Source organism: Flavilitoribacter nigricans DSM 23189 = NBRC 102662 (assembly GCF_002646595.1).
Classification (GTDB): domain Bacteria; phylum Bacteroidota; class Bacteroidia; order Chitinophagales; family Saprospiraceae; genus Flavilitoribacter; species Flavilitoribacter nigricans.
The window spans coordinates 121914-136111 of sequence record NZ_PDUD01000001.1; the positions used below are offsets into that span (position 1 = coordinate 121914).

At 51.2% G+C, this 14198-nt stretch carries 9 protein-coding genes; all 9 read right to left on the reverse strand.

Going from position 1 to position 14198, the window contains the following annotated elements:
• Positions 1-15: 15 nt before the first annotated feature.
• The gene (gldG, locus tag CRP01_RS00470; protein WP_170110164.1) at positions 16-1749 is read right to left on the reverse strand and encodes a gliding motility-associated ABC transporter substrate-binding protein GldG; all 1734 of its coding nucleotides are present in this window, start codon (positions 1747-1749) and stop codon (positions 16-18) included.
• Between the two features lie 56 nt (positions 1750-1805).
• The gene (gene gldF, locus CRP01_RS00475) at positions 1806-2537 is read right to left on the reverse strand and encodes a gliding motility-associated ABC transporter permease subunit GldF (protein ID WP_099148013.1); all 732 of its coding nucleotides are present in this window, start codon (positions 2535-2537) and stop codon (positions 1806-1808) included.
• Between the two features lie 8 nt (positions 2538-2545).
• A complete protein-coding gene (locus CRP01_RS00480; protein WP_099148014.1) occupies positions 2546-3223 on the reverse strand; it encodes a hypothetical protein in 678 nt (225 codons plus the stop codon).
• A gap of 83 nt (positions 3224-3306) precedes the next feature.
• Entirely contained in the window at positions 3307-4212 is a 906-nt protein-coding gene (gldA, locus tag CRP01_RS00485; protein ID WP_099148015.1) for a gliding motility-associated ABC transporter ATP-binding subunit GldA, read from the reverse strand.
• Between the two features lie 930 nt (positions 4213-5142).
• On the reverse strand, positions 5143-7146 hold the full coding sequence (pulA, locus tag CRP01_RS00490) for a type I pullulanase (RefSeq protein ID WP_099148016.1): 2004 nt from the start codon (positions 7144-7146) through the stop codon (positions 5143-5145).
• Between the two features lie 305 nt (positions 7147-7451).
• A complete protein-coding gene (locus CRP01_RS00495) occupies positions 7452-8633 on the reverse strand; it encodes a GTP-binding protein (protein ID WP_099148017.1) in 1182 nt (393 codons plus the stop codon).
• A 266-nt stretch (positions 8634-8899) separates the two neighbouring features.
• Positions 8900-11248, reverse strand: a complete 2349-nt coding sequence (locus tag CRP01_RS00500; protein WP_099148018.1) for a M56 family metallopeptidase — start codon at positions 11246-11248, stop codon at positions 8900-8902.
• 97 nt (positions 11249-11345) lie between these two features.
• Positions 11346-13652 (reverse strand): M56 family metallopeptidase, encoded by a 2307-nt coding sequence (locus tag CRP01_RS00505; protein ID WP_099148019.1) that lies wholly within the window; start codon positions 13650-13652, stop codon positions 11346-11348.
• 132 nt (positions 13653-13784) lie between these two features.
• Positions 13785-14162 carry a BlaI/MecI/CopY family transcriptional regulator gene (locus CRP01_RS00510; RefSeq protein WP_099148020.1) on the reverse strand — a complete coding sequence of 126 codons (378 nt, stop codon included), beginning with the start codon at positions 14160-14162 and terminating at the stop codon, positions 13785-13787.
• Positions 14163-14198 lie beyond the last annotated feature (36 nt).

Below are 14198 nucleotides of genomic sequence, written 5' to 3' on the forward strand. Positions count from 1 at the left end.
CGAAACTCCACGTTCCTATTTCCCGGCATACTTTCTCCGACGCCACCAGTTGTAGCCAAAACCGAAGAGCACCAGAAAAAAGATGGGGAATACAACATTGACCATTTGCCAGATGGTTTTCTGCTGCTCGGCCTTCATTTTATCCAGCAGGCGAAGTTTCACCTCCTTACCGCGAGCTTCGAACACCCCGTGGGGGCTAACCAGGTACTCCACGCAGTTGATCAAAAAATCCTTATTTCCCCGGAATAGATATCCCCGGCCATTCGCTTCGTAGATATTGTAGCCCAGGGCATTGGGCGTCCCGTCGCGGTTGATCTCATTGCGGGCGATATCGCCGTCCGCCACTACGATCATGGAAGTGGGCAGGGATTGATCCCGGATCTCGATATTCAGTTGTTCCATACCTTCTTTCATCTCCGCGCTCATCCGGTTGGCGAAGAAAGATGGGAATTCACCTTCGATCAACATCGCCAGTGGTTGCGGCGGTTTTTGAAAGGCCTCCTGTTTCAGTGGATAACGCAGGAAATCGAAATCCATACCCACGGGCAACTTTTGGTACATGGAATTTACCGAAGAACTGAACAGCACCGTACGGTTCAAACCCGGAGGGAGTTGCACTTCGGTGTCCAGTCCACTGGGATACCGGAGATTGATCAGACCCAGGCCTTTGGTGATCGGGTGGTCCACTTCGGGAACGATCACCGGATGGTAGGGATAGCGGAAAAATTTCGGCGGGGTACCCTGCGGCCCCATGATCAGCGGAATATTGCTGCAGCGGTAATCCAGCACGAAATTGTCCTGGAAACGGATGCCGTATTTGAACAAAATATCCGCCAAACCCAGCTCGTAGGGTGCCGGATAATAAGGCAGGGGTTTGACCATCAGGGTATCCAGGCCCATCGCGACGTGATCGATCAGCCAAAGCACTTTACCACCGGTCATCACGTACTGATCGATCTTGAATTTATCCCGCTCGGAAAAACTCTCCGTGGGTTTGGCCACCACCAGCAACTTCACCTGTTGATCGATGGTGATAATGCTGTCCAGATCCACCGAAGCGGTAGCGTAGAAGGCGTCCAGACTGGTTCGGAAATCGTACAGCTGCATCGAATCCAGTTCACCGTGTCCTTCGGTAAAGAGAATGTATTCGCGGTTATTCGGTGATACCTGTACCTTTTGAATGGCATTAGCCAGCTTGTACTCCAGCTGGCTGATCGAGAGATTGATGATCTCGTCCGGGATCACGCCCGGTACATCTTCCTCGAAAATATCTACCGGAAATACCCGGTCGCCGTAGCGAACGAACGCAAAGGGATAGACGATCTGGGATTCATCCCGGGTACCGAAGTTGGTCGGTTGCAAACCCCAGGCCCGCAGTTGTTCCCGCAGCTGGTTCACTTCCTCGGAAGTTCCCGCGGAAGGATCTTCAAAATCAAATTCTACGTAGGGAGAAACGGAGCGAAAGTCCTCCAGCACTTCCAGCGTGGCCCGTTGCAGGCGTTTCAGTTCCGCCGGAAAGTTACCCTCCAGGAGTACTTTGACGAAGACGACGTCGTCCAGATCCCGCAACATGGATTCCGTAGCCGGACTGAGCGTAAAACGCTTTTCTTCCGTAAGATCGATATTGGCGTACAGGCCCCGGCCGCCAATGCGTACATTGACGAGAATATTTAGCAGGATCACAATACCGGCAAACAGGGCCAGTTGGATCAGGGATTGTGTTTTTTTGCTTTTCGGGCTATCAGACACGGATGTTAATTTTTCTATTCAACAGCGATTTTGACTAAAGCTTCAGGATGTACGGGTCACCATTTTCTTCTGCCGATCGATACCACCGTCATGGCGATAAAGAGCGCCGTTACCGAAACGAAGTAGACCAGGTCCCGGGTATCCACCAGGCCGCGACTGATAGACTCGTAATGGTAATCGATCCCCATCATCTGCACGATATCATCGGTGCGACCGAAAAATACCGGCAACTGGCTGAAGTAATAAAAGCCGTAATGCAGGATAAAGCACAGGAAAGTGGCCAGTACGAACGAAACGATTTGGTTGCTGGTCAGACTGGATGCAAAGATCCCGATCGAAACGAAGATAGCCGCCAGAAAGATCAGACCGAAGTAAGATCCGGCAATGGCTCCCGAATCGAGATTACCGGTGGGAGCTCCGAGCCGGTAGACGGTCAGGTAGTACAGCAGCGTGGGCAAAAGGGCAAAGACCACCAGGATCAGGCAGGCCAGGAATTTTCCCAGCACGATGGACAGATCACTCAGTGGCCGTGTGGTGAGCAGTTCAATGGTACCGTTCTGCTGCTCTTCCGCAAAAGAGCGCATCGTGACGGCCGGTATCAGAAACATGAACACCAGCGGAGCCATCAGAAACAACTGGTCCAGGCTGGCGTAATTGTACTCCAACAAACTGGTATCGGGAAAAATAAATAGTACCAGTCCCATGATGATCAAAAACACTCCGATCACGATATATCCGATCAGGGAGCTAAAAAAGGTATTGATCTCTTTCCAGAAAATACTTGTCATAGGTATTGCTAATCCTTGCGAGTAATAAAGACCGGGTGGCGGTCATCGTAAATGAGCATACTCCGGTACAGTTTTTCCGAAATATCCTCTCCTTCCAGTGCAGTTACCGCTTCGGTCAGTTGCGGATCGTCCTGCACCCAGGCCAGTAAGTTTTCACGGGTTAGAGGAGCTACCTCTCCTGTATCGAAACGCAGTATCCTTTTATTGTTCACCGTTTCCATATTCTTGACCCGGCCGCGGCGAAAGGGCTTTCCGTTGAGCGGATTGTATGCTTTCACTTCAATATATCGCTCCACTTCCGAATCGAAAGTGAAATAGCAGATCGCTCCCCGCACCCGTACTTTGGCGAAAGTGGCAAACTGCCGGTCGCCGGTATTTTCCGATATCCGGATGTAGGGATGGCCATCCAGAGCGATGCCCCATACGTTCTGCAGGTCGATCTCCTGGGCACCGGTATCCGATTTCATAGCCAGATAATCCGATTTGGTCAGCCCGGTATCGTCGTTGGTGACTAATCGGCCTTCGAGATCATTGATGGAAATATCGGGCGAATCGGCCTGGAAGGAAGCCAGCGAAAGATAAAGACCATCCTGGAACTCGTAGTTGCGATCCAGAAAAGCGGCTTCCGCCTGACCCAAAGCCAGCGTACAGAGACCCAGAAAAGCGAATAGTAAAGTGGTCTTCACGTTATTGTTTTTAATCGGGGTGACGAACGGCCCTTATGGCGTGCCCGGATGAATGGTGGACTGCAGGCCGTTGATCACCGAAATCAATTTGCGGTCAGACGACGGAAAACATCTTCCACGCTAACCTCTTCTTTATGGAGTTCCAGCAGGCTCAATTGGTTGGCTACGGCAAAGGCAAAAACCGCTTCGCGTATATCGCGGTCCTTATCTGAGGTCAGTTGCCAGCGTTTGCCCAGTTGTTTGACCGCTTTTACCCCATCGATACCGAGTAAACGCTTTTGATCTACTTTTTGCTTAAACTCTACCGTGACCAGCACTTCGCCTTCCAGTCGGCTCTGCAGGCGGTCGATCGGATCGTTGGCCACCAGTTGGCCCCGGTTGATGATCAGTACCCGGTCGCAGATCGCCTGTACTTCCTGCATGATGTGCGTGCTGAAGATCACCGTCTTTTCCTCGCCGATACGTTTAATGAGCGCCCGGATATCTACCAGTTGATTGGGATCCAGTCCCGAGGTGGGTTCGTCCAGGATTAGTACTTCGGGATCGTGCAGCATGGCCTGGGCCAACCCTACTCTTTGCCGGTAGCCTTTGGAAAGCGTACCAATGAGTTTGTTCTGCTCGCGCCCGAGTCCGGTCATTTCGATCATTTCTTCAATGCGTTGGCTCGGGTTGGCAATCTTATGGACGCCGGCAATGAAATGCAGATATTCCCGTACGTACATTTCTTTGTACAGCGGATTGTGTTCCGGCAGGTAACCGATATTCCGGCGGACCTCCATGGGCTCTGCCGTCACGTCGTGTCCACATACACTTACCGTACCGCTGGTTTGCGGAATGTAGCTGGTAATGATCTTCATTGTCGTGGTCTTCCCCGCCCCGTTGGGGCCCAGGAATCCCAGGATCTCTCCTCTTTTGGCCTCAAAACTCAGGTCATTTACCGCCAATTGGCTACCGTATTGTTTGGTAAGGTTTGTTACCGTTACTGACATCTATTCGTATTGCTGTTTGGTACCATTGTAGAACGTGCCGCAAAGCTACTAAATTTTAGAAGGATTCGCTGATCTTGGGCGAAGGTAGTGTGTATGCCAAATTGCACGGGTAGGTGCAGCGCACCGTACTGTTTTCGAGCAGAAAGAATGGAAATACTTAGAGCTACAACGTTGCGACCTGATCACCAAAAGTGGGAAACAGTAGGACGGTGCGCTGCACCTTAGAAAAATCGGTCCAGTCAAATTGGAGCTATGACGGTGCGCTGCACCTACTAATGACGTGAATTGGATTTGGGTTCCGGCGTGTCAAACCCGGTCGGGATCAAACCAGTTTGTGCAGAGCACTTTATATAATGGCCGAAGCGGTTTGGGAAACATGACTTTTAGCAGCGCGTCAAGACCAAAACACTTCGCAAACACTTCGCATAAAGTATCAGGTGCAGCGCACCGTTTTATCTCCAACCCCAAAGGATGAAGAGACCTAGAGCTACAGCGTAGCGACCTGATCAACCAAAGTTGGACACAGCAGGACGGTGCGCTGCACCTTAGAAAAATCGGTCCAGTCAAATTGGAGCTATGACGGTGCGCTGCACCTACGCTGAAGTAAAATTAGTTGGGGATCCGACGTGCCAAACCAGGTCAGGATCAAACCATTTTGTAGAGTGTACTTTATATAACTGACCGAAGCGGGTTGATAATCCTGGCTATTAGCAGCGCGTCAAGACCAAGACACTTCACATAAAGGACCAGGTGCAGCGCACCGTTCTATTTCCAACTCCAAAGGATGAAAAGAACTAGAGCTACAGCGTAGCGACCTGATCCTCAGGAATCAGAAACAGTAGGACGGTGCGCTGCACCTGTACAAGTTGGGATCCATTCGGTAAGGTAGGCTACGGCATGGCAAGCCTACCAACGTTTCCCTTCGGACTGCTACCGCATCAGCACCAAGGCCGTACTCGCCGGGATCGTGATCGATCCGGCTTTCGCATCGGCCTCACCTGCTTCCCGGTAACCCGCTTCGGTGAGTACCGGTGTCCAATCGCCGGCGGGCAGGTCAAAGTCTTGATCGCTCAGATCGCCGTTTAACAAGACCAGGATGTCGGACCATGGGTCCCCATTCGCATTGCCGCTGATGGTGTAAGCGATGAAATTCGTGCCTTCGGTTTCGAGAAATTGCAAATGCTCCTGTACCATTTCCGTGCTCGTCATCCGAAATGCGGGGTGGTCTTTGCGCATTTGGATCAGACCTTTGAAGTAGTCCACTACCTCCGCATACTGCGCTTTCCGGGCCCAATCGATCTGGTTGATGGAATCTGGTGACTCAAAAGAGTTCTCTACGCCGTATTTGGTACGCAGCATTTCCATCCCGGCGTGCAGGAAGGAGATGCCCTGCGAGGTCAGTACGATGGTTCCGGCCAGTTTTTGCATCCGGATGCGTTCGGCCTCCGTTGCATCCGGTTGTGAATTCAGGAGCCGGTCCCAGAGGGTATGATTATCGTGACAGGAGACGTAGGTCATGGTTTGCGTCGGCGATGCCGCCCAGGCCCGGGCTTCATCCAGCCAGAGTACCGAATCGTATTCGATCTGCGGATGATCGGTAGAAGCGACGATCCCAAATTTAATGGTCTCTTTCAGTCCCAGTTTGCCACTGGCAAAACCCCGATCGTCCGGCGTAAAGACGTGGCCCTTGATCCCGTCCCGGATATTGTCGCTGAAGGCCGCGACTCCGTCCAGGCGGTGCGTGAATCGCTTTAATGCCCGGTCCTCGTAAGGTAACGGGCTATCGCCGGCCGTCCAGCCTTCTCCGTAGACCAGGATCGAAGGATCCATGATATGCAGAGCCGAACTGACTGCATTCATCGTTTCAATATCGTGGATACCCATCAGATCAAAGCGAAACCCATCCAGGTGGTATTCTTCCGCCCAGTACCTTACGGATTCGATAATGTAGTTGCGGACCATAGCCCGTTCCGAAGCCGTTTCGTTACCGCAGGCGGAGGCATCCGAAAAGCGGCCATCTTCCCAGTGCCGGTAGTAATAACCGGGTACCAGTTGATTGAATACCGACTTATCCGTATCTCCCGTATGATTATAGACCACATCCAGGATCACGCCGATACCGGCCCGGTGAAAGGCCTGCACCATTTGTTTGAATTCCCGGATGCGAACGGCACCATCCTTGGGATCCGTACTGTAGGTGCCCTCCGGCACATTATAGTTCTGTGGGTCGTATCCCCAGTTGTAGCGAAACCTGGCGGGATCGCTCTCGTCAATGGAGCGAAAATCGAAGGCTGGCAGGATGTGAACGTGCGTAACCCCCATTTCCCGAATATGATCCAAACCGGTACTGAGTCCATCGGGGCTCGTGGTCCCAGTTTCCGTCAAGCCCAGAAATTTTCCTTTGTGCTGGATACCGCTGTTCCCCGCGATGGATAGATCCCGCACGTGCAGTTCATAGATGATCGCATCGGTGGGTTGAACCGTTACGCGCCGGCGGTCTTGTTGCCAGCCTTCGGGATCGGTGCTGTCCAGATCGATGATCATGCCTCGTTGCCCGTTGGTCCCTACTACTCTGGCGTAAGGGTCGGGTTTTTCTTCCAGCCAGGCACCTTCCGATCGCACCTGAAAGGTATAGTACCGTCCAGCCTGGTCACCTTCCAGAGCAGCGTACCAGGTACCGGCATCGGATCGCTCCAGGGGCAGCGTCTGCAGAGCCTCGCCTCCCAGTGCATCTTCATAAATTCGTACCCGTGCCGCTGTTACGGCCGGGGACCACAGGCGAAATTCGGTGCGTTCCGGCTGGTAACGGACACCCAGGTCTGTCCCTTCGTAAATGGGGTAATCTTCGTAGGTCTCGTAATGTTCGGGCATATCGGAGCAGGTCGTAAAAAGCATGCCCGAGATGAGCGCCAGCAAAAGGATTCGGTAGGACATGTCGTTGATGAATTTGTCGTTTTTAGTATGGAGGTAAAGATAGGGTTTTGTTTAGGGATTTTGGAGGGGGTGAGGGGTCAGGGGGCGAGGGGTCAGGTGTCAGAGATATTAGGAGTCAGTGGGGTCAGGGGCGAGGGGTCAGGGAAACTGGATATAAAAAAGGCCTACCAGAGACAAATATGTCCAGTAGGCCGGTTATAAAACCTTTCAGTATAATCTTCGAACGCGTTGATTATAGTCGTCGACCGCTGGTAGGCGGCCACTTACGGCTAATAATCCGTAATATGTCTTAATACCTTTTTCCTTTAATCCAGGACCTGTGTGACTCTTCCTGCGCCAATGGGGTGATTGTTTTCCAGGATGATGAAGTGCAGGCCGACCTCCATGGCAATGGGCTGTTCCAGAATTACCTCAAAGCAAATGGTATCTCCCGGGTGTACCCGATCTACCCCTTCGGGCAAAGTGATCTTTCCGCTAAGGGTGCTGGTGCGAAACTTAAACTGCGGCTTGTAACCGTCCAAAAAAGGATTATCCAGGCCTTCTTCTTCCCTGGTTTGCATATAAACGTCACCGATAAATCGTTGCTTAGCCGAGACGGACCCGGGGGCACAGATCACCATGCCGGGTTTGATCGCCTCCCGGTCTACACCGGACAGCAGCAGACCGACATGATCACCAGCTTCACCACGTTCCTGGATCCTACGGAATTTATCCACCCCGGTCACCGTAGCGGTCAAAGACTTTTCTTCTTCCTGCGTCATTCCCACGATCTCCACCGGATCACCGGTTTTGATCACGCCACGCTCAATTCGTCCGGTAGCAACCGTTCCTCGCCCCGCGATAACATAAACATCTTCCACCGGCAGGAGGAAAGGTTTATCAATCGCTTTTACCGGAGTTGGTATATGCTGGTCTACTGCTTCCATCAGAGCAGCAATAGCGTTTATGTCTTGAGCTTCTCCCTTAAGGGCGCTGAGTGCAGAACCTCTGATCACTGGCGTTTGCTCTCCGTCAAATTGGTATTGGTTCAGTACTTTTCTGATCTCGGTCTCGACCAGATCAATCAAGTCGGAATTGTCGACCAGATCCGTTTTATTGATAAAAACCACCAATTTGGAGACTCCTCCCTGCCGGGCCAGGACGAGATGTGGTATAGTTTCCGACCTAATACCTTCAACAGCAGACACCACCAGGACGGCCCCATCGATCTTTATCGACCCGGTGACCAGACTTTTTATATAGGGATCATCACCGCCCGGAAAATCAATTTGCGTATAGCGCCGGTTCTCGGTCTCGTACTCGAACTGTGGCGAAAAGGAATGATCACCGCAATCTTTCAGTTCGACTTTCTCAGCCGGGTCCTTGTGCTTGGCCAACCCCCGCCCGACCAGATAATCGATAATTGCCCGGGTAAGTGTGGTCTTTCCCTGTTCCCCCTGGCCTATGGTACCAATCCTTACGTGTGGTTTTTCACCCTGGAAAGTCATTGCCGCTATGATTTTGAAGGTTATGGTTACGCAATAGAACTACTAACCAGAGTTAGCCCATTTTCATTCGCGTAAGGCCAAATTAACCTTCGTAAAATCCAGCTTTAATTCGGAAATCCCCTATAATTTTTCAGGAATTTCCAACGATCAGTTTTTTTAGCCCTAATATCCGATGGGGCGCGTTCGCATTGGTTCAAATCGCCGGGTATGGTTCTTAACTATTTTCAATGGGCTGCAGCACGAAGCTACAGCCCAGTTTGATTTGGTTATTTTTTACAATTCAGGCATTCGACCCGGCTGACGATGATCTTGTTCTTCACCGGAGGAAGTTCACCATCTTTTTCCAGCATTATCGTTTTTCCTTCGACCTTATCCATTTGATCCAGCTCATAGACTTTATTATCTACCTGGATCTTGTAAAAGATATTTCTGAAGCCGGTCAGATCGAATATTTTCTTCAGGTCTTCCTGCCGGGCCGGTTCGATCACCAGTTTATTACCGGGCAACACCCGGGCGTTGGGATTATCCGCAAAGACCTCCTTCCAGTCGTAGTCGATACGCACGAAAATATAGGGCGACAGGTATCCTTTGACGGATTTCATTTGCCCCAGACTGAGGGCATCTCCCGGTTCCAGTTTTGGCAATCGCAGCTCAATCAGTTCTTTGGTACTGCTGACCCGTTTTTTATCTATTTCCGGTTTCCCGTCCCTAAAGGCAATAAATACATTTTCTTCCAGAGCGACGTCTTCCATCCGGTGTTTACGCCCGTTGGCGTACAGGTACATCTCTTCCGCTTTCATTTCCTCCAGTTCGGCCTTACTCAGCATGATCATCTGCCGGGTTTCAAAGTAGCGGTCTCCCCAAAAGAAGCCCAGTTCCCGCTTGCGGCCGTCCCAGGAAGATTTTTCCCGCAGCATTACATCGAATTTGATAGTTTCACCCGCTTCGGATTCCAGCGCAAAATGGACCCGGTCTCCCGGGAAAGCCTCCAATATGGCATTGGCTTTACTGATATCCAGTGCTTCTCCTCTGACCCTTTTGTAATGATCATCGCGCAGGGCCTGCTGATTGGTAACCCTGGCACTGGCCAGAGAATAATACGCGTCGTTATTTTTCAATACCCGCAGGGGCGACTGGGCCAGCTTCTTCAATTCCTCCACATCCATGTGAACCACGCCGACGTCATTGGTCAGATTGATATTAAACTGATAATCGCCCAGTTCAACCAGTGAGCCGAATACGAAGTCCTCCCGCCGGTTATTCATCACCACGTCAAATTCAAAATAGTCGCCGCCGCCGTTGGAAAAGGTAAAACGGAACACATCACCTTTTTCAGCCTGATCCCACAGTGGAGATTCGGTGTTGAAAGACTGCTCCATTTCATCGAACTGCCCCTGGTATCCGCCCATATCTTTCATGTATTTACTCACGGCCTTCAATTCGGTGATCGATTGCGGCTGATCTTCCAGAAAAACCTGAAAACCACCCTCCTTACGGATCAGTCGCTTCAGTTCGCGGGGCCGGAGACTTTGGTTTTCGCAGTGATAGTAGTTCGGGAACTGCTCATTCCGGCAGGCACATTCGATCTCTCCCCATTTCAGCGTGTAATTTTTGGCCATAGCTGGTAAAGTCTCGGTCGTCTCCGGCGGCAATACTGGGCGCTGGGCTATATCCTGGATGCCTCTTTCAATCTTTTCCAGCGGTTCCACGAGCGGGTCGGGTAATTCTCCGGACAGGTTGAAGGCAAACAGCATCATCAACACCGCGGTCACCGGCAGGATAGATAGTATTTTCAGGTATTTCCATTTACTGGATTGGTGTTTGGCTAACATGAGTAAACGCATTTTTATGGATGAATTAAAGTGGTGTAATAACTGGTGGGCCGGCACTGGGGCTTTAGTATTGGTCAGCAACTGAGCGTACTCCAGGCGTGATCCCGCAGCATCGCTTACGTAAGCATCGGCAATGTACTCGTGCGTCAGCCGAAGACTGTTGCGGTACCAGTAAATGATCGGATGAAACCATTTCAACATCACCCAAACCTCCATCAACAGGACGTCCAGGCTGTGCCATTGCCGCACGTGGACCAACTCGTGCTCCAGAATACTTTTGCGCTCGGGGCTCAGCGGGCCTTCTTCCCAGAATACATAGCTCAGAAAGCTGGCCGCCGGGATCTTTTCAGCGGTCCTGACCACCGTATAGCCGCTTTCCTGTTTCTGTTCGCTCAAGCCGATAAGTTTCATCAGTCGCCAGGTGCGGTACAACAGCCGTCCCGCCATCCAGAGCATGCCCATTAGATAGATGACCACCAGCAGATCCAGATAAGTAAAACTGGCGGTAGCCGTCGCGGGCCGGCCCAGATTTTCCCAGATCATAAGCTGCTGTTCCTGCAGATCCGTAACCAGCGGTACCACGATCTGATCCCAGTTGCTTTGGCTCGGTTCGGCCGGTAACTGCCAATCCAAAAAGGGGATGATCATGGAAAGTACCGGGCTCAGGAGCAGGTACCAGCGGTTTAGCTGAAAGAAAGTCTCTTTCCGCAGCAGCCAGTGGTACAGGGCGTAGAAGAGCGCCAGGCAGATACTGAATTCCAGCAGATATTGGGTCAAGCTCATAGGCGGTGAAATGAGTAGTGATCAATCATTTTTATGTATTGCATCCGGCCGCATACCAGCTACTCGTTTACAAGGAGCCGCTGTGACCGTACAAATATTACCGGCAATTCATACAATCGAGCCGCCGGATCACAAGCTGTTTTTGGGGTAGCTGATCTTCCATCAGGTTCCGTAGAATATTAGTGCTGCTTTGTGCGGAAACTTTAATATTATCAACTTCGATTTCGTAGGCACTCAGGGAGAAGTTGGGCAGATCCAGCAGTCGCTGTATGTCCTCCGGTCCGGCATCGTTCAATGTGATGATCCGATCATTAGACGAGAAATTCACCCGCTTATCACCGGAAAACACCTCCCGCCAGTCCTGGTCCAGGTAGATCAGAAAAATGGGCAGAACGTATTCCTGCTCTGTCAGCATCCCGCCGAACAGTACGCTCGTTCCGGTTGCAGCATCACTGATGATCCTTCGGAAAACTTCCGGATAAGAAGTTGGATCACCTATCGGATTCTCTCCAAATTGGAAACCATGCAGCACCGCATCCTTTCCAACAATCTCGTGATTGCCGTTAATCGACAGTCGAAAAGGTTCGTCCATCAACTCGAAGATCTCGCGTTTGGAGAGCACCAGCGACTTAAAGTGTTCAATTTCCTGCTGGCCCCAGAGCACCTTCTTGTTTCTTGGCTGCGCAGCGTCTGCTTCATCACCAAAAATGTGAATACTGAAGGAGACGGGTCCTTCCGTGGTGATCAGTCCCAGAGAAAGCTTATCACCGGGAATGGCATCCCGGATCGAATGAGTATGGCTTAAATCCACTTCCGAGCTGTTCACAATATCCAGGACGTCAACACGCAGTGCCTTCTGGTTCGAAATAGTGGCCCGAATGACCTTATAATAATTGGCTTCGGTTTTCTGGACCCGGAGCAAATCTTTCTGCAGGCGTTTTACTTCCGACAGGTCCATTTTGATCACGGCACCGCTACTGTGTTTGGTCAGGTGGGAAGTGAAACGGTTGAGCGGATACTGTTGATCCCCAATCTCAATGATCTCTTCCAGCAGATTGGGTTGCGGATCCTCACTCATGACGATCTCAAACTCAAAATGATGGTCTTTTTCATTTTTGAAAGTGAAACGGAAGGCATCGCCCAGAACTGCCTGCTCCAAAAGGGGTGAGTTTCGCTTAAAACGAAGCCCCATTTCATCAAACTGGCCCTTATAGCCGCCCATATCCTTGGAATGTTTGCTCACCAGCGTCAGATCGGAAATGAGCTGAGGCTGACCGCCGCGGATCAGTCGGAAGCCTCCCTCGGCTTCGATCAGGCTGTTCAATCCCTCGGGAGTAAAGCTTTTGTCTTCACACTTGAAAAGATTCGGAAAATTACCGGAACGGCATTCGCATTCCGTATCTCCCCATTTCACTTTATACACACTATTGTGGGCTACCACCACCGCTTCGTTGAGCAGCGGGACTTTTTGATTAACCGCAGTATTCAATACGGCTTCCGCTTTTTCGAGAGCCGGTCCGGACTGACTCAGAGAAAACAGCAGAAAAAGAACGCCCGTAACGGGGCCGATAAACAGATATTTGAGGTATTTCCATTTTTCAGATTGGTGTTTGGATAACATCAGTAAGCGCATTTTGAGAGATGAATTAAATTGGTGTAACAGGTGGTTGCTGACCCCGATCGGTTGGGACCGCGTCAGCAGTCGGGCGTACTCCAGGCGCGAACCCGTTTGCTGACTGACGTAAGCGTCGGCAATGTATTCGTGCGTGAGGCGGAGACTTCTGCGGTACCAGTAAATGATGGGATGGAACCATTTCAGCATGACCCAGATCTCCATCAGCAGTACGTCGAGTGTATGCCACTGCCGCACGTGTACGAGTTCGTGTTCCAGGATCTTTTTGCGTTCCGGATCCAGCTCTCCGTCCTCCCAGAATACATAGCTGAGAAAACTGGCGGCCGGCAGCTTTTTGTGCGTGGTGACCACCGTATAGCCGGACCGCTGTTCCTGTTTGCCCTCTCCGATCAGGCGGAGCAGACTCCAGGTACGTTTGATCAGCCGGTAGGCCATGATCCAGACGCCAATGCCGTAGAGGATCAGGAACAGGTCCAGATAAGTGATGCTCCAGGTTTCGGCCGGAGCGCCGTTCAGGTTATTCCAGATCACCTGCTGTTGGTACTGGATATCGCTTACGAGCGGAACGATCACCTGGTCCCACCGGCCGGTACCCGGCTCGGCGGCTACCTCCCAGTCCACAAACGGGATGATCATGGAGAGCACCGGACTCAGCAGCAGATACCAGCGGTTCAACTGGAAAAAGGTCTCTTTCCGCAGCAGCCAATGGTACAGGCCGTAAAACAAGGCCAGACAGCAGCTAAATTCCAGCAGGTATCGGATCAGACTCATGGGGTCAGAGATGAGAGATGAACAATCAGAGCGTAATACCCTATTACGGGCGGGCGGGTACCAGCCATTAAAAGCCGGCTTTCAAACCCGGGTGTACATTTTCGGCAGCGCGTTTTTAGAGGCAATCGCATATCACTGCTTTTCATCATCGGATTCAGATTGCTGGATCTTTTCCAGCAGGCGATTCAGTTCATCCGGCGGCAGGTCCTGCTCGTCCACAAAAAAGGAAAGCAACTGTTCCGGAGAGCCTCCGAAATAGTTGTTGAGCATTCGCTGAAAGAAGGATTTACGGTAAGCGCTCTTTTCCAGGATAGGAAAATAGCGATGGGTTTTGCCAAAAGCTTCGTGACCGATAATACCCTCGGTTTCCAGCTTGCGCACAATTGAAGAAACCGTGGTGATCGGTGGTTTGGGTTCGGGCATTTCAGCCAGGATCTCTTTGACGAAAGCATTTTTCACCCGCCAGAGGATCTGCATGATCTGCTCTTCTCGTTCGTTTAATCTTTTCATACGAACAAGATATAACGAATTATTCGTTAATTCAAC